The sequence below is a fragment of the Mesorhizobium sp. 131-3-5 genome, assembly GCF_016756575.1.
In the GTDB taxonomy this organism is placed as follows: domain Bacteria; phylum Pseudomonadota; class Alphaproteobacteria; order Rhizobiales; family Rhizobiaceae; genus Mesorhizobium; species Mesorhizobium jarvisii.
In genome coordinates this window covers 3,394,119-3,414,682 of record NZ_AP023254.1, presented here as the reverse complement: position 1 = coordinate 3,414,682, position 20,564 = coordinate 3,394,119, and the positions used below count along the sequence as shown (strand labels likewise).

Here is a 20,564-nt window from a genome sequence, read left to right as displayed (position 1 = left end):
TTCGATGCATCTAATTTCTATCAATTCGCTAGATTTGGCGCGGGTTCAACGGAGGCAGAAATGACCAAACCTCATTTCCGGAAACTGCTCGGCGCACTGGTCGCCACATCTGTCCAGTTCGGCACGCTCGGTTTCGCGTTCGCCGACACCACCATCCTGAACGTGTCCTATGATCCGACGCGTGAGCTCTACAAGGCCTATGACGAGGCCTTCGCCGCCCACTGGAAAGCCGAGACCGGCGAGACGGTAACCATCCAGCAGTCGCATGGCGGATCGGGCGCCCAGGCGCGCGCCGTGATCGACGGCCTCGACGCCGACGTAGTGACGCTGGCGCTCGAAGGCGACATCAACGCCATCGTCTCCAAATCGAAGAAGATCAATCCCGACTGGCGCAAGAAATTCGAAAACAATTCAGCGCCTTACACCTCGACCATCATCTTCCTGGTCCGCAAGGGCAATCCCAAGGGCATCCACGACTGGAGCGACTTGGTCAAGGATGGCACCCAGGTGATCACCCCCAATCCGAAGACCTCGGGTGGCGCCCGCTGGAACTATCTCGCCGCCTGGGCCTACGCCAACGCCCATGATGGCGGCGACGAAGCCAAGACCAGGGAATTCGTCGGCAAGCTTTACGCCAATGCCCCGGTTCTCGACACCGGCGCGCGCGGCTCGACCGTCACCTTCGCGCAAAAGGGCATCGGCGACGTGCTGATCGGCTGGGAAAACGACGCCTATCTGGCGCTCGACGAATTCGGTGCCGACAATTTCGAGATCGTCTATCCGCCGACATCGATCCTGGCCGAGCCGCCGGTGGCGATCGTCGATGCCAATGTCGATGCCAAGGGCACGCGCAAGGTGGCGGAAGCCTATCTCGGCTGGCTCTATTCCAAGGAAGGCCAGACGATCATCGCCAAGAACCACTATCGTCCGGCCAAGCCCGAACTGGTGGCGCCGGCGGATCTGCCCAAGACCCCCGACATCAAGCTGATCTCCATCGACGATCCGCTTTTCGGCGGCTGGAAGAAGGCGCAGCCTTATCATTTCGGCGATGGTGGTATATTCGACCAGATCTACAAGCCGGCCCAGTGAGGTTGGGCAGTGCCCGAAGAAGCCCGCGAATGGGCTTCTTTCAGCGAAAATCTGGTTGAGTAAGAAGGGACGATCCAGAACTCCATGACCACAGCACCCGCGCAGGCGGGGTGGCGATTCAGGCAGCCGAGTGTCATTCCGGGTTTCGGATTGACGCTCGGCTTCTCGCTTGCCTACCTCACCCTCATCATCCTCATTCCGCTGTCCGGGCTGATCTGGCGCTCGGCCTCGCTCGGCTGGGCTGAATTCTGGGCGATCGCCAGCGACCGCCGCACCATCAACGCGCTGGAAATCAGCTTCGGCACCGCCTTCCTCGCGGCGGCTGTCAATGTCGTCTTCGGCACGCTCGTTGCCTGGGTACTGGTGCGCTACCGCTTTCCCGGCCGCCGCATTGTCGACGCCATGGTCGACCTGCCCTTCGCCCTGCCGACCGCGGTGGCCGGCATTGCGCTCACCACGCTCTATGCGCCGAACGGCTGGATCGGCAAATTGCTGATGCCGCTCGGCATCAAGGTCGCCTATACGCCGCTCGGCATCGTCGTGGCACTGGTCTTCATCGGCCTGCCCTTCGTCGTGCGCACCGTGCAGCCGATCATGGAAGAGATCGATAAGGAGGTGGAGGAAGCCGCCGCCACGCTTGGCGCCAGCCGCTTCCAGATCATCACCCGCGTGCTATTTCCGGGCCTGGCGCCGGCCATCATCACCGGCTTCTCGCTGGCCTTCGCGCGCGGCGTCGGCGAATACGGCTCGGTCATCTTCATCGCCGGCAACCTGCCCTACAAATCCGAGATCGCACCGCTGCTGATCGTCATCCGGCTGGAGGAATATAATTACCCGGCGGCGACCGCGATCGCTGCGATCATGCTGGCCCTGTCGTTCGTCATGCTTCTGGTCGTCAATCTCGTGCAGACATGGAGCCGCAAGCGCTATGGCTGATCCCGAAATCAAATCCTACGAACCCTACCATGAGAGCCGCTCGGCGGCGGTGACCGAGAGCCGTCCGGCACAGGCCGTGCTGATGGCGATCGCTTTTATCTTCCTCGGCGTCTTCCTGCTTTTGCCGCTGATCATCGTCTTCCACGAGGCGCTGGCAAAAGGCGTCGGCGCCTATACGCAGGCATTGGGCGAGCCGGACGCACGCTCGGCCATCCATCTGACACTGCTTGTCGCCGCTATCTCGGTGCCGCTCAATGTCGTTTTCGGCATCTCCGCCGCCTGGGCGATCGCCAAGTTCGAGTTCAAGGGCAAGGCGTTTCTCACCACGCTGATCGACCTGCCCTTCTCGGTCTCGCCGGTCATCTCGGGCCTGGTCTATGTGCTGCTGTTCGGGGCGCAGGGGCTGCTCGGCGAGTGGCTGAAGGCACACGGTATCCAAATCCTGTTCGCCGTGCCCGGCATTGTGCTGGCCACCGTCTTCGTCACCTTCCCCTTCGTCGCCCGCGAACTGATCCCGCTGATGCAGGAACAGGGCAATGGCGATGAGGAAGCCGCCCTTTCGCTTGGCGCCAATGGCTGGCAGACCTTCTGGTATGTGACGCTGCCCAACGTCAAATGGGGCCTGCTCTACGGCGTGCTGCTGTGCAACGCGCGCGCCATGGGCGAATTCGGCGCGGTGTCGGTGGTGTCGGGCCATATACGCGGCCTGACCAACACCATGCCGCTGCATGTCGAAATCCTCTACAACGAGTACAATGCCGTCGGTGCCTTTGCCGTCGCTTCACTGCTTGCCGGGCTGGCGCTCGTCACGCTGGTCTTGAAAACACTGCTCGAGATGCGCTACGGCGCCGAACTCGCCGCGACGCGCGGACATTGATGCATGTCGCCCAAAAGTGGCTACCGGTTTTGGGACAACGACATGCATCCACCAAAAAAGGTTTTGTAAATGGAAGTTCGCGTTGCCAACGTGCGCAAGGAGTTCGAGCGGTTTCCAGCGCTCCATGACGTGTCGCTCGACATCAAGTCGGGCGAACTGATCGCTTTGCTGGGGCCGTCAGGCTCCGGCAAGACGACGCTGCTCAGGCTGATCGCCGGGCTGGAACGGCCGACGCGCGGCAAGATCTTCTTCGGCGACGAGGATGCTTCGCAGAAGTCGATCCAAGAGCGCAATGTCGGCTTCGTCTTCCAGCACTATGCGCTGTTCCGGCACATGACGGTGGCCGACAATATCGGCTTCGGCCTGAAGGTCCGGCACAGGGCCTCGCGGCCGCCGGCAGCAGAAATCCGCCGTCGCGCTTCCGAGCTTCTCGACCTCGTCCAGCTTTCAGGGCTGGAGAAGCGCTATCCGGCACAGCTCTCCGGCGGCCAGCGCCAGCGTGTCGCGCTGGCGCGTGCCATGGCGATCGAACCCAAGGTGCTTTTGCTCGACGAGCCGTTCGGCGCGCTCGATGCGCAGGTGCGCCGCGAGTTGCGCCGTTGGTTGCGCGAGATCCATGACCGCACCGGCCACACCACCGTCTTCGTCACCCACGACCAGGAAGAGGCGCTGGAACTTGCCGACCGCGTCGTGGTGATGAGCCAGGGCCGCATCGAGCAGGTCGGCACCGCCGACGATATCTATGACACGCCGAACTCACCCTTCGTCTACGGCTTTATCGGCGAATCGAGCTCGCTTCCCGTCAAGGTCGAGAATGGCGAGATCTGGCTCGCTGATCGCCCGATCGGGCTGTCGGCGCCGCACGCGCCCGAGGGCGAGGCGACGCTCTATTTCCGCCCGCACGACGTCGAACTGCTCGATGGCTGCAGCGGCTGCATCGCCGGCACGGTCGCCGCCAGCCGCCGCGTCGCCGGCACCCGGCGCGTCGAACTCGAGATCGGCGGCGAACGCCAGCGGGTCGAGATCGAACTGCCCGTCGGACATCCCGCGGCGCAGAAGAGCCGGGTGGCGTTCCGTCCGGGGCGTTGGAAGCTGTTTCCCGCGGCCTGATCTCCAGGCCAGCGCTACTCCAGCCAGTTCTCGACCTTCAGCTTCCGTATCCGGGTGAACTCCCCGATGTTGGCCGTCACCAGCGTGGTGCCCAACACGCAGGCGTGAGCGACAATAAAAAGGTCATTGTGGCCAATGGGTTGGCCAACAGCCTCCAGCTCGGCGCGAAGTGCGCCGTACTCGACATCCACCGGCACGTCGAGCGGCAGGACGGGGATCTCAGCCAGCAGGTCCTCGACCTTCTTGAGCAGCTTGGTCGATCCCTTCCTGAAGCAGCCATATCGCAATTCAGAGGCAACGACGATGCTGGTGCACACGGCGGCGTCTCCCTCGCGCACCATTGCATTGGCGGCCTTGCCGGCCGGGTTCCGGATCATGTCACTGATGATGTTGGTATCCAGCATGAACCGCATCAAAAAATGTCTTCGGCTTCGACAGGCGCATCGTTGATCTCCGGAAAGTCGTCCTCAGGACCAAGCGGCGCCTCTTTCGCCCATTGGGCGAGCAGCGCGGTAAGCCCAGGTTTGCGAAGCGGCTCAATGACAAGGCGGTCGCCTTCGCGGCTGATCAGAACCTTGTCGCCGGGAAGCTCGAATTCGACAGGAATGCGCACCGCCTGGCTGCGGTTGTTGCGGAACAGTTTCGCCTCCTTCGGTGGCGGCGTTGTTGTGCTGCGATGCTGGGGCATGGTCGCCTCCATTTGTATATGCCATATGTATATGCCAAAAAGCAGTCCTAGGCAAGCAACAGAAAGACGCAGGCCGAAGCGTGTGTCGTCTGAAACAGAATTCTAAGGAACCATTGTGCTGGTCATATCTTTTCTCGCGGCAAGGTCGCGGAGCCATTACCCATGCCTCGCCCCGCCCCCTGCGCCACGGCTATGGTCAAGCCATAACGCATTGCATCCGGAGCCTTTTCATGAAGCGATTTTTCCTTGGCGTTGCCACCGTTGCCGGCCTGTTCCTCGCATCCTCCCAAGCTTGGTCGGCCGACAAGCTGCTCAACGCCTCCTATGACGTCGGCCGCGAACTGTTCGTCCAGGTCAACAAGGCCTTCGTCGCCGGGCATCCGGGCGTGACAGTCGACCAGTCGCATGCCGGCACCTCGGCGCAGGCCCGCGCCATTGCCGAAGGGCTTGGCGCCGATGTCGTCACCTTCAACCAGGTCACCGATGTCGATTTCCTGGTCAAGAAAGGGCTCGTCTCCGCCGACTGGCAGAAGGACTTCCCCAACAACGCCTCGCCCTTCTATTCGCTGCCTTCATTCCTTGTGCGTGCCGGCAATCCCAAGCACATCAAGGACTGGAACGATCTGGTGCGCGACGACGTGCAGGTGATCTTCCCCAACCCGAAGACATCGGGCAATGCGCGCTACACCTATCTGGCGGCCACCGCCTACGCCAAGGAAGCCTTCAAGGGCGACGATGCCAAGGTGAAGGAGTTCATCACCAAGCTGTTCAACAATGTGCCGATCTTCGACACGGGTGGCCGCGCCGCGACCACCACCTTCGTGCAGCGTGAGATCGGCGACGTGCTGATCACCTTCGAATCCGAGACGCGCGGCATTCGCAAGGAGTATGGCGACGACAAGTTCGAGCAGGTCGCGCCTTCGGTCAGCCTGCTCGCCGAATTCCCGGTGGCGATCGTCGACAAGGTCGCCGACCAGCACGGCACGCGCGAACTGGCCAAGACCTATCTCGATTTCCTCTACACGCCCGAGGGCCAGGACATCCTCGCCCAGAACGGCAACCGGGTGCGTGATGCAGCCGTCGCCGCCAAATACAAGGCCGATTTCCCGGACGTGCGCCTGCTGACGGTGGAAGACGTCTTCGGCGGCTGGGACAAGATCCAGAAAGAGCACTTTGCCGCCGGCGGCCTGCTCGACCAGGCCTATGGCAGCCGCTGACGGTTGCGGCATGGATTGAACAGATGAGGAAAGCCGGCAATGAGCCGGCTTTCTTCGTTTTTGCCATCAGCCAGGACGAATACGGCATCATCCCGGCAAAACGTTACAAAGAATCAACGCGTTTGTGCCTAACGTGCTATTCGGCGTCTTGTTTTCGCGAAATATCATCGCACAGCGAAACCGTCATTATTTGCACACAAACAGCCGCCAGATGCGGGGTGGTTGGGGCTTCAACGGGTTGACTCGGGCATGCTGACAAAAAAAGGCAAATACGGCCTAAAGGCCCTCGTGCATCTGTCTGGCCTGCCGGCGGGCCAACTGGCCTTCGTCAACGACATTGCTGTCGCCAACAACATCCCGAAGAAATTCCTCGATGCCATTCTGGGCGAATTGCGCAATGCCGGCTTTGTCCAGAGCCGCAAGGGCAAGGAAGGTGGCTATCGCCTCGCTCGCCCGGCTTCCGAGATCAAGATCGGCCATGTCGTGCGTGTGTTGGACGGCCCGCTGGCGCCGATACCCTGCGCCAGCCGCACGCAGTACCAGCGCTGCGAGGATTGCGACGAGGCGACCTGCCAGGTCCGGCACATGATGCTGGAGGTGCGCCAGGCAATTGCCGAGGTGCTCGATAACAGAAGCCTCGCCGCCATGCGCGATGCCGATAACGACGATTTCCCGGTCGAGCTGTCCTCGCAGATTTAGTCTAGATCGACGGCTGGGGGCGGCGTTTGTCATAGCAAGGTTCCATGATCGCCCATGGCGATGCCATGACAGGCGACGGTACCGGCTTACGAATTGGCCAGCAGACGCATCGCGTCCGCAACGGCATCGGCGACGGGACGCGTCGCGTCGATTGTCAGCGCCCGCTCATCGCTCCCCGGCGGCTCGAGAATGGCGAACTGGCTGTCGACCAGGCTTGCCGGCATGAAATGGCCCTTGCGGCTGGCGACCCGCTGCCTTGCCGTCGCCGGATCGATCTCCAGATAGAGGAAGACGATGTCGGGGCAAAAACCGCGCAGGCGCTCGCGATAGCCGCGCTTCAGCGCCGAGCAGGCCGCGACCACGCCCTGCCCTTCGCCGACCGACGCCGCGATGCGCTCGCCGATGGCGTCGAGCCAGCCCTCACGCAACTGGTCGGTAAGTGGCTCGCCGCTTGCCATGCGCGCCACATTCTCCGGCGGATGCAGCCTGTCGCCTTCGATGAAGACGGCCCCCAGCGCGGCCGCCAGCGCAATGCCGACAGCCGACTTGCCGCATCCGGCGACGCCCATCACCACAATCGCCGGAGGCACCGAACCGGGAGCGCCCGCCCGCGCCTGCGCTGCTTCTTCGTCCACGGCTAGAACATGATGCCGAAAAGTGTGAAGCGGTTTTCGGACGACATCATGCTCTATCTCCTTGATTTAGAGGCGGATTCAGATTTCAGGTCGATCCGGCCTGAAATCATCCGGCTCTAGCGGCTTGCCGGCGCGCGGCCGTAGAGCAGCAGCATGGCGACAATGACGACGCCATAGATGATCTGCCGCCCCGCCTCCGGCATCTGCATGACCGACAGGATGGATTGCAGAAGCGTGATCAGGATGACGCCGGCGACGGTGCCGAGATAGGACCCGCGCCCACCGAGGATCGAGGTGCCGCCGAGCACCACTGCGGCGATCGACGGCAGCAAATACGCATCGCCCATCGACTGCGCCGCCTTCGAGGCATAACCGGCCAGCAACACGCCGCCAAAGGCCGAGAGTCCCCCGGAGACGGCGAAGGCAATCATCACCACGCGCCTTGTGTCGATGCCGGATAGATAGGCAGCGCGCTCGCGGTTGCCGATGCCGTAGACGGTGCGGCCAAAGCCGGTGCGAGTCAGCACGAAGACCATCGCCGCCCCGATCAGCGCCCAGATGATGACCGCATTGGGCACGCCTGGAACGGCAAAGCCGGTGGCGAGGTAGCGCATCGCGCCCGTGGCCGAATCCTGGGGCGAGAAACCGCCGGTATAGACCACCATCAGCCCTTGCGCGACGGCATTGGTGGCAAGCGTGATGATCATCGAGGGAATGCGCAGATAGGCGACGCCGATGCCGTTGACGACGCCGATCAGCACGCCGCAGAAGATGCCGAACGGAATGGCCAGCACCACGCCGACCGGGCCGTAGGCGGCCGCCGCGCAGGCCATCATGGCGCCCGCGGCCACCGACCACGGCACCGACAGGTCGATCTGGCCGAGCAGGATGACCAGCATCATGCCGGTGGCGATGACGCCGAGGAACGAGGCCACCTTCAACTGCTGCAGCAGATATTCAGGTGACAGGAAGCTTCTGGAATAAAGGCTGCCGAGGAACAGCAACAGCACGATGCAGGCGAATGCCGTCAGCACAGCCGGATCGGCGCGGCGGATGAATTTCGGCATGCGGCCGGCAATGCCGCCCAATGTCGTTTCGCTCACAGGAACCACTCCAGCCGGTTGCGGACCCGAAACAGGGCGAAGGCGCCGAGGCTGACCGCGATCAGCAGGATAACCCCCTGGAACAGCGGCTGCCAGAGCGGATCGAAATCGAACACGAACAACAGATCGCCGATGGTGCGGAAGGCCAGCGCGCCGAAGATGGCGCCGATGGCGCTGCCCTTGCCGCCGAACAGCGAGACACCGCCCAGCACCACGGCGGCGATCGAGAACAGCGTGTAGGCGTTGCCGCTGGCATAGGCAGCGTCGCCCGTATAGGTGAAGAAGGTCAGGAACAGCCCGCCGATCGCGGCCAGCAGCCCGGCCAGCGTGTAGGCGGCGAACTTGCCGCGCCTGATCGGAACGCCCGACATATAGGCCGCCGTCTCCGACGATCCCGCCGCATAGGCAGCACGGCCAAGCACCGAGCGGCTGAACGGCACCCAGATCAACAACACGATGGCGAACAGCACGACGAGGCTCGCCGGCACCACATCGAAGACGCGTCCGGTCATCGCATCGGCCAGGTCCTCATTGACCGAGCCGCCTGGAAAGGGCCGCAGCAGAAGGCCGATGCCGTAAAAGACGGCGCCGGTGGCGATGGTGGCGACGATCGGCTGCAGCCGGCCGTAGATGACGATGGCGCCGTTGATGGCGCCGCACAGAAGACCGACCGCCAGCACGGCGATGACGCCGAGCGTCGTCTGCATGGGCGTGCCCACCACCAGCCAGGAGGCCAGGCAGTTGGTAAGCAGAAAGATCATGCCGACGGACAGGTCGATGCCGGCGGTGATCACCACCAGCGTCTGCGCCATGGCGACGAAGGCGAGCAGCACGCCCTTGTTCGCCGCCGTCTGCACCACATTGGCGGTGAAGCCGGCCGGGTGGTTCGAGGTGTAGATGATGAACATGACGATGAAGATGCCGAGCGCCAGCAGCGTTCCGCGCTGCTCTGCCAGCCAGTAGCGCCAATCTTTCACGCACTTGCTCCCAGGCCCACCGGGCTCTCCTCGCCATGGATGTTGAGCGCGCTCGCTATCAGCGCCCGCTCGGTGATCTCGGCGCCGACCAGTTCGCGCTTGACCGCGCCGTCGTAGAGCACCAGCACGCGGTCGCAGCAGCCGATCAGCTCGTCATAGTCGGTCGAATAGAACAGGATCGCGGCCCCGGCGTCCGCCAGCTTGCGCATCAGCTGATAGAGCTCCTGCTTGGTGCCGACATCGATGCCCCGCGTCGGGTCGTTGAGCAGGATGATGCGCGGCTGGCGCATCAGCCATTTGGCGATGACCACCTTCTGCTGGTTGCCGCCCGACAGCGCGCCGACCGGAATATCGAGGCCCGCCGTCTTGATCGCGAGCAGGCCGACCATATCGTCGATCAGCCGCTGTTCGGCGGCGCGGTCGATGATGCCGCCCTTGGACAAGCGATCGAGCGCGGCGAAGGACAGATTCTCGCGCACCGTCATCGGCAGCATCAAGCCTTCGGTCTTGCGGTCCTCGGGGATCAGCGCCATGCCGATGCCGTCCTCGCGGGCCGCCGCGGGACTGCTGATCGCCACCGGCTTGCCGTCGATCAGCACCTCGCCGGAAAGGCCGCGCAGCACGCCGAAGAAGGCAAGCAGCAATTCGCGCTGGCCCTGGCCGTCGAGACCGCCGAGGCCGACCACCTCGCCTGCCCTGACGGTCAGCGAGATGTCGTGCAGCCGGTCTGCCCAGGAAAGCTTGCGGGCTTCAAGCCTGGGTGCGGCTGTAGCTGGCACGGTCGCCGGTTTGGGCGGGAAGATGTGACTGTATTCGCGGCCGATCATCAATTCGACCACCTCATTGTCGCTCTTCGAGCCGGCCTTGTAGCTGGCGACATTGCGGCCATTGCGGAACACCGTGCACTGATCGGCAAGTTCGGCGATCTCGTTCATGCGGTGCGAGATATATAGCAACGCCAGCCCTTCCGAGCGCAGCCGTTTCAGGACGCCAAAAATCTTCGAGACATCCGCCGCCGTGAGCGCCGATGTCGCCTCGTCGAGGATGAGAATGCGTGGCTTTCTGGCCAGCGCCTTGGCGATCTCGACCATCTGCCTTCTTGAAAGGGGAAGGTCCTTGACCAGCGCCAGCGGATGGATGTCGGCCGCGCCAGCGCGCGCAAGGGCTTCCTCTGCGACGCGACGTTGCGCCTTGCGGTCGATCATGCCGAAGCGTTTGGGCGGATCGGAAATGACGATGTTGTCGGCGACGCTGAGATCTGGAACCAGCGACAGCTCCTGGAAGATGCAGACGATGCCTGCCTGGTTGGCGGCGGCTGGCGACAGGAAGGTCACCTCACGGCCATCCAGCGTCATGCGGCCCTCATCGGGCGCCACGACACCGGCCATGACCTTGATCAGCGTCGACTTGCCGGCGCCGTTTTCGCCAAGGATAGCGTGGATGCTGCCGGATGTGACGACAAGCTCCGCCTTTTCCAGAGCTCGCACGCCACCATAGCGCTTGGATATGCCTTCCATCTGAAAGAGCGGAACCGCACTGTCCATCGGCCCTCCCCGGGGCGCTTTGAGCGTATCAATTGACCGGCGCCGCGGGAGATCCCACGGCGCCGGGAGTGCAGCCTACTGGTCCGCCTTGGTCTGCCCCATGATTTCCTGTGCGGTGAAATTGATGCCGCAGGTCGGGAAGGAATTGCCGACGAAGAAATTGTCGGACTGGTCGGGGAAGAAATCCTGACCAGCCTTGAAGTTTGGATCCTCGACGATCGCCAGCGGCAGCTTGACCGATTGCGGGACGACATTGCCTTCAAGCGCCGCGATCGCCGTCTTGATGGCAACCGCCACCTGCGCCGGGCCAGTACCGGCCGACGAGCACTTCAACCCGTCGGCCGCATGGGCCGCGCAGAATTTGCGGAAGCCGTTCTCGGTCTCGCCGCCGAACGGCACGAAGGGATGCTTGGCATCGATCATCGCCTGCACGATGCCGGTGTCGCCGCCCTGCCCGGTGACGCCGTCGAAGGGGCCGTTGGTGGCGATCGCATCGGCCGAAGCCTTTTGCGCAACGCCGTCGTCCCACTTGCCGACGACCTCGGTGACGGCCCATTTCTTGCCGGAGGCATCGAGAACCTCGTGGATGCCAGTGTGGCGGTCAGTGTCGACCGACGTGCCGGCAACGCCGCGCACCTCGAGCACCTTGCCGCCATTCGGCACATGGGAGACCAACCATTTGCCCCACAGCTCGCCAAGACCCTTCTGGTCGACATTGACGTTGATGGCGTCCTTGGTGTCGAGAATGTTGTCGAAGGCAACCAGCACGACGCCGGCTTCCTTGGCGCGCTTGATCACTGGCCCGAATGCGGTCGGGTTCTGCGCGTTGACGACGATCGCGTCATAACCGGAATCGATGAAGTTGTTGATCGCCGAAATCTGCGCCGGCACATCTTCGCCGGTCGAGACGACCTTGAATTCCTTCAGCTTCGCGGCGACGTCCTTCTGCGCCGCATAGGCCTTCGCGGTCTGCACCATCTGGATGCGCCACGTATTGGCGATATAGCCATTGGCGAGCGCGATGCGGTACGGCCCAGCCTTCTTGGGGAACTTGAAGAATTGGGTGTCAGCGGCCCAGGGCGCGAAACAGTCAGGCTCGGCAGCCGGACCTTTGACGATTTCGGGACCCGCGGCAATCGCCGACGAGCTCAACATAACGAATGCAGTGGCGGCAACGATGCCACCGACGATTGACTTGATCATCGATAATCCTCCCGATTGCAGTTCTGATTTGTTGCTTCAGTTTCATGCAATTCTCGCGTTTCCGGCAGGCCCTCCCGCCTTGCCCAGTCACGCCTACCCAGGTGCCAACGACCTTTGCGCCACCTCCCCTTTGCCGTCCCCGTCGATCGAAGAAAAACTATCATATTATACATAATAAACAAGCATGAGCTGTTGCTTATGTATAATAAACAAACCCAGCACTTCAGAGGCGAGGCTCGTTCAGAAAAATGGTAGCGCTACCATAACGTTGTGTAAAGCACCATTTGAGCGTCTTCTAGAAAGCGGGTTCAGCGGGCTGTACTCTCGCGGCGCTTGAGCTCGAAGCCGAGATCGACGACCCGCTCCTGCGGCCGGTCACCGGCGATCGCCGCCAGTGCCATGGCCACGGCACGCCTGCCGATTTCGTAGCGGTAGGTGCGGATGCTGGTGATCGAGGGAAACGCCACCTGCATCATGTCGAGATCGTTGAAACCGACGATGCCGATGGTCTTGGGCACATCGATCGCGGCGCGGTGGCATTCGAACAGCACACCGAGCGCGATGTCGTCATTGTTGCAGAACACGCCGTCGAGCGTCGGCATCTTGGCCAGGGCATCGCGGAACAGTTCTCGCCCAAGCGGCACGCTAGACAGCACCGGCGTGGTGGTGACCAGGCGCGGATCAAACAGCCCGGCCTTCTCCATCGCCGCGCGGTAGCCGGCGAGGCGCCGCTGCGAACGCGGGTCCATGCGCGCGCCGATGAAGCCGATGCGGCGATACCCTGCCTCGATCAGGTGCTCGGTCGCCGTCCTGCCGCCGTCGAAATGCGAGAAGCCGACCATCATGTCGACGGGATCGGGCCCGGTCTCCATCACCTGCACCACGGGGCAGCCGGCATTTTCGAGCAGTTTTCGCGAGGTAGGCGTCTGGTCGATGCCGGCGACGATCAGCGCTGCCGGCCGCTGCGAGCCGAACAGCTGCAAGAGCCGCTCCTCCTCGAGCCCGGAATAGTGCGTGTTGCCAAGCTGGATGCGGAACGGGCTGTCCGACAGGCTGTCATAGATGCCGCGCACCACCTCGGCGAAGACGTTGTTGGTGAGCGATGGCACCAGCACGCCGAACACCTCGGCGCGCGCCGAGGCCAGCGCGCGCGCATTGGGGTCCGGCACATAGCCGAGCTCGTCGACGGCGGCCTGGATCTGACGGCGCAATTCTTCCGAGACGCGCTCCGGCTCGCGCAGCGCCCGCGACACGGTGATGGCGCCGACGCCGGCCTTGCGCGCGACATCCGCTATGGTCGGGCGGCCGCCGCCGCGGCGCGAGCGCGGCTTGATCAAGGCCGAGGTCCGCTTGCACACATCCGCAGTACGATCATCTCAGCTGCCGCCATCTCACCGGCCTATCGCCGCAACCCTTGATGTCTGGGGTCGCGCAGTGCCTGCCTATTGTCAAGCCGAGGCGCGCCTCAGGCTGCCATGACGGCCCTTTGCCTTGCCTTCCACATGAACAGCCCGATCGCCACTATGTTCAGCAAATTCCAGGCGATGCCATTGAGGAAGGCTACGGCGTAGGATCCGGTCAGGTCGTAGATCCAGCCCGACATCCAACCGCCGATCGCCATGCCGAAGATCGTCGCCATCATGACGATGCCGATACGCTGGCCGGCCTCCTTGGCCGGCAGGTATTCGCGCACGATGATCGCATAGCAGGGCACGATGCCGCCTTGCGACAGGCCGAACACCAACGACACGACGTAGAGCGAGGCGAGCCCGTCGAACGGAATGTAAAACAGCAGCGACAGGCATTGCAGCACCGAGCCGATGACCAGGGTCTTCGCACCGCCGATGCGATCGGCGATGAAGCCCGAAGCGAGCCGGCTGACGACGCCCGCCGCCATCATGATCGACAGCATGTCGGCGCCATGCGCAATGCCGTAGCCAAGATCCATGCAATAGGCGACGATATGCACCTGCGGCATCGACATCGCCACGCAGCAGCCAAGGCCGGCGACAACCAGCAGCGCCTGCAGCGCCGCCGGCGACATGGGAATCGGCTGCACAGACCGGCTTCCCGGTGAGCCGGCGGCGGTAGCCTCAGGAGCGCCGCGCCGCAGCATCAGCACCAACGGCACCATGGTGACCAGGCAGAAGATGCCGATCGCGGCATAGGTGAAGCGCCAGCCTTCCGCCTTGATCAGCGTCGGCATGATGGTCGGCCAGAGCGTTCCGGCGAGGTAATTACCGGCCGCCGCCGCCGTGACGGCGACGCCACGCCGGCGGTTGAACCAGTGCGAGATGTCGGCGATGAGCGGCCCGAAGATCACCGACGTGCCGACACCGATAAGCAACCCTTGCGCAAGGGTGAATTGCAGGATCGAGGTCGAAAGTGCGGCAAGCAGCAGGCCGGCCGAGAGTGCCACGGAGGAAATCAGCGCCGGGATCCAATACCCCATGCGATCGATGGCGCGGCCGACCAACACATTGCCGGCGGCGAAGCCCACCATGGTCGCGGTGTAGGGCATGGATGCCGCGGCGCGGTCGACGCCGAACTCCGCCTGCACCGCGGGCAGCACCACGACGACAGCCCACATGCCGACCCCACCGATCGTCGCCAGCACCATCGATATGGCCAGGCGCACCCAAGCGTAGGAACTGTCTATGCCGGGACTGGGCCGGTTCAAGTCGGTTCGGGTCAAAGGCGTTTCCTGTCGGCGGTCTCGAAAACCGGCCGCCGTTTGCACCACTATCGGCGCATTCTCTGCGTGCAGCAGCGCCACAGCAGGCAAATCCGTGGCTCCAGAGCGGACAGAAGGCGGGAACCGACGCCAATGTCTGGAGTTTTCCGACCATCAAACCGCAAAGGAGTCCCAGCCATGACCGCTGCCAGGCAGAAATGGTCGGCCGAGGTGACCGAGCAGAGCGACGCCATGGATCTCGAGGATCACATCTTCGAGTCCGACGATGCCAGGAAGATCGCCGCCTCGCTCAAACGGTCGGCCGAACACAGCCACCGCCGCAAGGCCGAACCTTTTCAATCCGCCATGTCGATGCTGAATTTCTATATCAACCGCGCCGGCAAGAACCTGCCCGCCACGCGCAGGCGAGTGCTCGAGCACGCCAAGGACGAATTGCGCGTAGCGTTCGGCCGCGCGAAGGAAGGTTAGCTCCAGCCTCGGGTGTATTGAGATTCAGGTCAGGCCGAGCCGAGAATGGTGGTTTTCGAGAACCGGCGCGCAGCGTACGTTTGGGTACGTGAGCACCGGAAGCGCAGAAAACTGCCGTTCGCAGGCCGGCATCACCTGAATATCAACACACCCTAGCGCGACTTGATCACGTGATCGGTGTTGGCGAGCAACTTGCGCACCGCGGCGCGCGCTGCGTCCGGGCGTTGCAGCCGGATGTTCTTCTCGATCGCCTCATGCAGCTTCTGCACGTGATTGAGATCGTCGACCGCCCGTGTCGTAAAGGTGAAGAGATGGTCGAACGCGGATTCGATCAGTACTCCGAGCGGCACCAGAAGATCATTGCCGGATGCGCGCAGGATGGCCAGGTGGAAGCGTGTGTCGGCGCGCGTGCGTTCCTGCAGGCTGGCCGCCTCACCCATCTCGCGGCAGGCCTGGCTGATCTCGGCCATCTGCTCGTCGGTCCGCCGCATGGCGGCGAAGGCGGTGGCTTCCGGCTCGATGATGTGGCGGAATTCCTGCACCGTCTTCAGAAACACCTCGCGGTCGGGCGAGGTCGCGTACCAGGCGAGCACGTCACGGTCGAGCAGGTTCCAGCGTTCCCTGGGCTCGACCCAGCTGCCGATCTTGGGGCGTGAAGCAAGCAAGCTCTTGGCCATCAGCATCTTGATCGCCTCGCGCACCGCCGAGCGACTGACGCTGAAGGTTTCCGACCATTTCGCCTCATTGGGCAGGATGGTACCGGGCGGATAATCGCCGCGCACGATCCGCAGGCCAATTTCGCTGGCCAGCGACGTGTGCACGCTGGCGCCGGGAATGCGTGCCGCGTCGGGCCGGCGAACACCGGAGGGGCGTTCGGCGGATGCCGGCTTTTTCGGCGATTTTTCCTTGTTCGGCTTTGCGTCCCGCATGGACTTCAGAAAGGCCGGTTTGCGGAAGCTGTCAAGCACCACCGGGCGGTTGGGGCGCAAAGCGCGCCGCTATGCACAGCCCAACCCCGTTTTGCCTGCTTGCTCAGGCGGTTTTGACGTATTTGCGCCAGCTATGCTCCGGACGGAAGCCCAGCATATCGCGCGCCTTGCGGTTCGACAGCAGCGTCTCGTACTCACCGAGTTCGGCCTTGACCGGCACGTTGGGATAGAATCGCTTCAGGAGTTCGGCCGTCGGCAGGTCGGACGAGGTGTCGTCATTGGCGGCGTTGAACACCTGGTAGCCGAGCCCGTCCTTTTCGATGGCGCGCAGCGTGATCTGGCCGAGATCGCGCGCGTCGACATAGCTCCAGGCGATGCGCTTGCGGAAACCGGGATCGGCGAACCATTTCGGGAACAGCGAATATTCATGCGGCTCGATGACATTGCCGATGCGCAAGGCATAGATGTCGGTGCCGTTGCGCTGCGCGAAGGCACGCGCGGTCTTTTCGTTGACGATCTTGGACAGCGCATAACTGTCCATCGGGTCGACGTCATACTCCTCGTCGAGCGGGAAATATTTGGGGTCGCGCGGCTCGTTGGCGAAAACCAGGCCGTAGGTCGTCTCCGAGGAGGCGACGATCACCTTGCGGATGCCGAGCTTAACCGCGGCCTCGATGACATTGTAGGTGCCCATCGCATTGATGCGGAACACTTCATTGTCCGGCGTGATCATGATGCGCGGGATGGCAGCGAAATGCACCACCGCATCCACCGGCTGCGGGCGCAGCGAGGGGTCGAATTCGTGCAGGCCCATATAACTCGACAGCGCGTTGAACACCTGCCCGCCATCGGTGATGTCGGTGATCAGCGTGCGCACCTTGGGATTGTCGAGCGGCTTGGTGTCGATGTTGAGCACCTGGCAGCCCTGTTCGACAAGATATTGCACGACATGGCGCCCAGCCTTGCCGCTGCCGCCGGTGAACATGATCCGCTTCGTCATTCTGGTCTCCATGACAGGCTCTGGAATTACCGTCTATTGTCAGACAATATTGCTTTCTGCAACCGCATATGGCTAAAACAGCGGCGCAATTATCGATAATCTGGGATAGGACGACGACATGAACACCACCACCGCGCGCGAAAAGATCGGCTTCATCGGCCTTGGACTGATGGGGCACGGCATTGCCAAGAATATCGTCGACAAGGGCTATCCCCTGACATTCCTTGGCCGCAAGAACCGCAAACCCGCGGAGGACCTCCTCGGCCGCGGCGCCAAGGAGGCGTCGACCTCGCGCGATGTCGCGGCAGCGTCCGATATCGTCTTCATCTGCGTCACCGGTTCGCGCGAAGTGGAAGCCATCATCCGCGGCCCCGGCGGCCTCAAGGAAGGCTTGAAGAAAGGCTCGGTCGTCGTCGATTGTTCGACCTCGGACCCGGTCTCGACCATGGCGCTTGCGGCCGAACTCAAGGCGCTTGATATCGACTATGTCGACGCGCCGCTGAGCCGCACGCCGAAGGAAGCCTGGGAAGGCACGCTCGACGCCATGGTCGGCGCACCCGACGCCGTCTTTGCCAGGGTCAAGCCGGTGATCGAGACCTGGGCCGGCCGCATCGTCCACATTGGCGACACCGGCGATGGCCACCGCATGAAGCTGCTCAACAATTTCATTTCGCTGGGCTACGCCGCCATCTATTCCGAGGCGCTGGCCCTGGCCGAAAAGGTCGGCATCTCGCCGCCGCGTTTCGACAGCGTCATCCGCAACGGGCGCATGGATTGCGGCTTCTACCAGACCTTCATGCGCTGGACGTTGGAAGGCGACCGCGACGCCCACAAATTCACCATCGCCAACGCCTTCAAGGACCTGACCTATCTGGAATCGATGGCGGGTGCCGCCGGCATCGCCAACCCGCTCGGCAACGCCACCAAGAACTCCTTCGCCGGCGCCCATGCCACCGGCCCGGCCGAGCAGTTCGTGCCGATGCTGGCGACGCATATCGGCAAGGTCAACGGCGTCGACCTGATGCCGACCAAGGATGGTAAGAAGCAGACGATTTAAGGCTCTAACTCTTTGTTTTGACGCAACTCCCTAGGGAGAGCGCTACGCGCTTTCCCGGGAATTGCTCTAACGGCCGGACGGCTACCGCCGCCGGCTGCCGATCCCCTCATCGGTGTCGGCGAGCAGCTTGTGCACGGCATTGCGCGCCGCCGCCGGCCGTTGCAGGCGGATGTTCTTCTCGATCGCCTCGTGCAGTTTCTGCGCCCGGTTCTGGTCGCTGACCTGGCGTGTCGTGAAAACGAAGAGATGGTCTAGTGCGGACTCGATCAGCACGCCGAGCGGCACCAGCAGGTCGTTGCCCGAGGCCCGCAGGATGGCGAGGTGGAAGCGCGTGTCGGCACGGATGCGTTCCGGCAGGTTCGCAGCCTCCCCCATCTCGCGGCAGGCCAGGCTGATCTCGGCCATCTGCTCGTCGCTGCGCCGCATGGCGGCGAAGGCGGATGCTTGCGGCTCGATGATATGGCGGAACTCCTGCACGGTGCGCAGGAAGGTTTCACGGTCGGGTGCGGTCGCGTACCAGGCAAGCACGTCGCGGTCGAGCAGGTTCCAGCGCTCCTTCGGTTCGACCCAGCTGCCGATCTTGGGACGTGATGCCAGAAGGCTCTTGGCCATCAGCATCTTGATCGCCTCGCGCACCGCCGAGCGGCTGACATTGAACGTCTCCGCCCATTTGGCCTCGTTGGGCAGGATGCTGCCGGGCGGATAGTCGCCGCGCACGATCCGCAGCCCAATCTCGCTGGCGAGCGAGGCATGAACACTGGACCCGGGAAAGTGCGCCGCATCCGCCCTGCGCACGACCGCCGGATCGCGGCTGGCTTGCGCCTTGGCCCGGCTGGCTTGTCTCTTTGCCTTGTCCTGGGGCATCCACGTTCCAATAGGTCGGCCGCCTGTCGCCCGGAGATACTCCGAACCCTTTGGCGCGCCGATCCCGTCACCGAAAAATCCAAACCACGGACGCGTCAAGGCCGGAGCCTGTTGCCCCTTGTCACGGCGTCTCGCTCAGGAATTGACGGGGCGCCCGTTGCCGAGCGCCCCCGGATCGAAAGACCTATTTCTGGATGCAGGTGTCGACCGTATCCTTGGTGCATTCGTCGAGGCCGGTGAAGACCGGATCGTCGACCTTCTTGCCCTCGATCAGGTCGATCATCACCGACGGCGCCTTGTAGCCCATTTCAAAAGGCCGCTGGCCGACCAGCGCGGTGACCAAACCATCCTTGGCGATCGCCACTTCGTCGCCGATCGTGTCGGCGGCGCCGATGACGAAGTCGTTCTTGGCCAGCCGGTCCTTCAGCGGTCCAACCAGGTCACGATAAGGCTGCGGCGCGCCGAACAGCGGCCAGCCGCCCATGATGCCGAAGGCGTCGAGCTTGGGGTTGGCGGCGAGGATGTCGGTCATCGCCTGAACGCCCTTGGCGCCGTCGTCATTGGTGAACACCGGGCAGCCGGCGACTTCCGTCCATCCGCCTTCACCGGCAAGTGTCGCGAGACCTTCCTTGCCCGTCAGAGCGTCGCGCATGCCTTGTGCGCGGCGCAGGATGTTGTCGGCAGCCGGATTGCCTTCGATCGTGCAGATCGTGCCGCCCTTCGGCTTGGCCTTCTTGATGTACTCGCCGATCTTCTTGCCCATCAGGTAGTTGTCGGTGCCGAGATAGGTCTTGCGAAGGGCTGCGTCTTCCTTGGCAAGGTCGGCGTCGACGGTCATGATCGGGATCGACGGATTGGCGCTCTTGATCGTCTGCGCGATCAGCGGCGCGTTGGACGGCGAAATCGCCATCGCCACGGTGTCGGGCTTGCTCAGCATATCCTGGACGATCTGTGCCTCGCCGGCCTCGTCGGAAGTCGACGCCGGACCGGTGTAGAAGCACTCATATTCCGAGCTGGCATTCTCCTTGTTCCATTTCTCGCAGCCCTGATGGATGGCTTCGAAGAACGGGTTGTCGAGACCTTTCACCACGATGACGAGCTGCTTCTTGGCCAAAGCCGGCCCGGCGCCCAGCGCCATGGCGGCGACGGCGGCGAGCAATACTGTTTTCCTCATGTCAGTCCTCCCTTGGAAACAGACGGACACGGCGTGCCCGCCATACAAATCGACTTGATGCGAGATGGCAGAGCCAACGCTCGTGCCGCCGGGCAAGGCCGATAAGCATTTTCAGATGCGACCGGACCGGCAACGTGCCGGACCGGCCGATAACCTCCCACCGGTCCCGTCGCGACAAAGGCCTGGGACCGGAAAACTTTCTCCGACCATCAACTAATAACGGCGCGGCGCCAACGTCAATTGCTATTTGTCCTACAAAACGGATTTTTCAGAAGCACATGTCACTATTCGTCTGACAA

At 63.0% G+C, this 20,564-nt stretch carries 21 protein-coding genes; 8 read left to right on the top strand and 13 right to left on the bottom strand.

What is annotated here, in order from left to right; all coding sequences use genetic code 11:
- Positions 1-60 precede the first annotated feature (60 nt).
- The 4 genes from JG747_RS16765 to JG747_RS16750 all read left to right on the top strand — a co-directional run bounded on the left by JG747_RS16765 (position 61) and on the right by JG747_RS16750 (position 4,012).
- Positions 61-1,089, top strand: a complete 1,029-nt coding sequence (locus JG747_RS16765; protein ID WP_019859193.1) for a sulfate ABC transporter substrate-binding protein — start codon at positions 61-63, stop codon at positions 1,087-1,089.
- Between the two features lie 84 nt (positions 1,090-1,173).
- Positions 1,174-2,025 (top strand): sulfate ABC transporter permease subunit CysT, encoded by an 852-nt coding sequence (gene cysT / locus JG747_RS16760; RefSeq protein WP_019859195.1) that lies wholly within the window; start codon positions 1,174-1,176, stop codon positions 2,023-2,025.
- Positions 2,018-2,902, top strand: coding sequence for a sulfate ABC transporter permease subunit CysW (gene cysW / locus JG747_RS16755; RefSeq protein ID WP_038647824.1), 885 nt, complete (start codon positions 2,018-2,020; stop codon positions 2,900-2,902). The genes cysT and cysW overlap by 8 nt, the downstream gene beginning before the upstream one ends.
- A gap of 69 nt (positions 2,903-2,971) precedes the next feature.
- Positions 2,972-4,012, top strand: a complete 1,041-nt coding sequence (locus JG747_RS16750) for a sulfate/molybdate ABC transporter ATP-binding protein (RefSeq protein ID WP_038647826.1) — start codon at positions 2,972-2,974, stop codon at positions 4,010-4,012.
- Between the two features lie 14 nt (positions 4,013-4,026).
- On the opposite strand, the gene JG747_RS16745 is transcribed toward JG747_RS16750, so the two are convergent.
- Together JG747_RS16745 and JG747_RS16740 are read right to left on the bottom strand one after the other, a co-directional pair.
- A complete protein-coding gene (locus JG747_RS16745; RefSeq protein ID WP_038647828.1) occupies positions 4,027-4,425 on the bottom strand; it encodes a type II toxin-antitoxin system VapC family toxin in 399 nt (132 codons plus the stop codon).
- Complete coding sequence (locus JG747_RS16740; protein ID WP_027047038.1) at positions 4,425-4,700, bottom strand: AbrB/MazE/SpoVT family DNA-binding domain-containing protein; 276 nt, start codon at positions 4,698-4,700, stop codon at positions 4,425-4,427. Before JG747_RS16740 ends, JG747_RS16745 begins: the two co-directional genes overlap by 1 nt.
- A gap of 230 nt (positions 4,701-4,930) precedes the next feature.
- Here JG747_RS16740 and JG747_RS16735 point away from each other — a divergent pair, with 230 nt between their 5' ends.
- Both JG747_RS16735 and JG747_RS16730 read left to right on the top strand, forming a co-directional pair.
- A complete protein-coding gene (locus JG747_RS16735; RefSeq protein WP_202359634.1) occupies positions 4,931-5,917 on the top strand; it encodes a sulfate ABC transporter substrate-binding protein in 987 nt (328 codons plus the stop codon).
- A gap of 249 nt (positions 5,918-6,166) precedes the next feature.
- Positions 6,167-6,616 carry an RrF2 family transcriptional regulator gene (locus tag JG747_RS16730; protein WP_019859201.1) on the top strand — a complete coding sequence of 150 codons (450 nt, stop codon included), beginning with the start codon at positions 6,167-6,169 and terminating at the stop codon, positions 6,614-6,616.
- A gap of 86 nt (positions 6,617-6,702) precedes the next feature.
- On the opposite strand, the gene JG747_RS16725 is transcribed toward JG747_RS16730, so the two are convergent.
- From JG747_RS16725 to JG747_RS16695, 7 genes are all read right to left on the bottom strand, one after another.
- Entirely contained in the window at positions 6,703-7,251 is a 549-nt protein-coding gene (locus tag JG747_RS16725) for a gluconokinase (protein WP_202359633.1), read from the bottom strand.
- Between the two features lie 116 nt (positions 7,252-7,367).
- Complete coding sequence (locus tag JG747_RS16720) at positions 7,368-8,354, bottom strand: ABC transporter permease (protein WP_019859204.1); 987 nt, start codon at positions 8,352-8,354, stop codon at positions 7,368-7,370.
- The gene (locus JG747_RS16715; RefSeq protein WP_019859206.1) at positions 8,351-9,331 is read right to left on the bottom strand and encodes an ABC transporter permease; all 981 of its coding nucleotides are present in this window, start codon (positions 9,329-9,331) and stop codon (positions 8,351-8,353) included. The genes JG747_RS16720 and JG747_RS16715 overlap by 4 nt, the downstream gene beginning before the upstream one ends.
- The gene (locus JG747_RS16710; protein WP_019859207.1) at positions 9,328-10,875 is read right to left on the bottom strand and encodes a sugar ABC transporter ATP-binding protein; all 1,548 of its coding nucleotides are present in this window, start codon (positions 10,873-10,875) and stop codon (positions 9,328-9,330) included. The genes JG747_RS16715 and JG747_RS16710 overlap by 4 nt, the downstream gene beginning before the upstream one ends.
- A gap of 75 nt (positions 10,876-10,950) precedes the next feature.
- Entirely contained in the window at positions 10,951-12,078 is a 1,128-nt protein-coding gene (locus JG747_RS16705; protein WP_202359632.1) for a sugar ABC transporter substrate-binding protein, read from the bottom strand.
- Positions 12,079-12,386: 308 nt separating this feature from the next.
- Complete coding sequence (locus tag JG747_RS16700) at positions 12,387-13,415, bottom strand: LacI family DNA-binding transcriptional regulator (RefSeq protein ID WP_027047039.1); 1,029 nt, start codon at positions 13,413-13,415, stop codon at positions 12,387-12,389.
- Between the two features lie 128 nt (positions 13,416-13,543).
- Positions 13,544-14,773 carry an MFS transporter gene (locus JG747_RS16695; RefSeq protein ID WP_027047040.1) on the bottom strand — a complete coding sequence of 410 codons (1,230 nt, stop codon included), beginning with the start codon at positions 14,771-14,773 and terminating at the stop codon, positions 13,544-13,546.
- A 177-nt stretch (positions 14,774-14,950) separates the two neighbouring features.
- Between JG747_RS16695 and JG747_RS16690 the strand changes: the two genes are divergently transcribed.
- Positions 14,951-15,241, top strand: a complete 291-nt coding sequence (locus JG747_RS16690) for a DUF3175 domain-containing protein (protein WP_202359631.1) — start codon at positions 14,951-14,953, stop codon at positions 15,239-15,241.
- Between the two features lie 152 nt (positions 15,242-15,393).
- Here the strand turns inward: JG747_RS16690 and JG747_RS16685 are convergent, their stop codons facing one another.
- Positions 15,394-16,170: a FadR/GntR family transcriptional regulator gene (locus JG747_RS16685; RefSeq protein ID WP_027047041.1), complete on the bottom strand. Its 777-nt coding sequence runs from the start codon at positions 16,168-16,170 to the stop codon at positions 15,394-15,396.
- A gap of 103 nt (positions 16,171-16,273) precedes the next feature.
- Positions 16,274-17,170 (bottom strand): NAD-dependent epimerase/dehydratase family protein, encoded by an 897-nt coding sequence (locus JG747_RS16680; protein ID WP_202359630.1) that lies wholly within the window; start codon positions 17,168-17,170, stop codon positions 16,274-16,276.
- Between the two features lie 118 nt (positions 17,171-17,288).
- Between JG747_RS16680 and JG747_RS16675 the strand changes: the two genes are divergently transcribed.
- Complete coding sequence (locus JG747_RS16675) at positions 17,289-18,227, top strand: NAD(P)-dependent oxidoreductase (RefSeq protein ID WP_019859215.1); 939 nt, start codon at positions 17,289-17,291, stop codon at positions 18,225-18,227.
- Positions 18,228-18,308: 81 nt separating this feature from the next.
- Here the strand turns inward: JG747_RS16675 and JG747_RS16670 are convergent, their stop codons facing one another.
- On the bottom strand, positions 18,309-19,091 hold the full coding sequence (locus JG747_RS16670; protein WP_019859216.1) for a FadR/GntR family transcriptional regulator: 783 nt from the start codon (positions 19,089-19,091) through the stop codon (positions 18,309-18,311).
- Between the two features lie 184 nt (positions 19,092-19,275).
- Positions 19,276-20,265, bottom strand: coding sequence for a sugar-binding protein (locus JG747_RS16665; RefSeq protein WP_019859217.1), 990 nt, complete (start codon positions 20,263-20,265; stop codon positions 19,276-19,278).
- Positions 20,266-20,564: the final 299 nt, after the last annotated feature.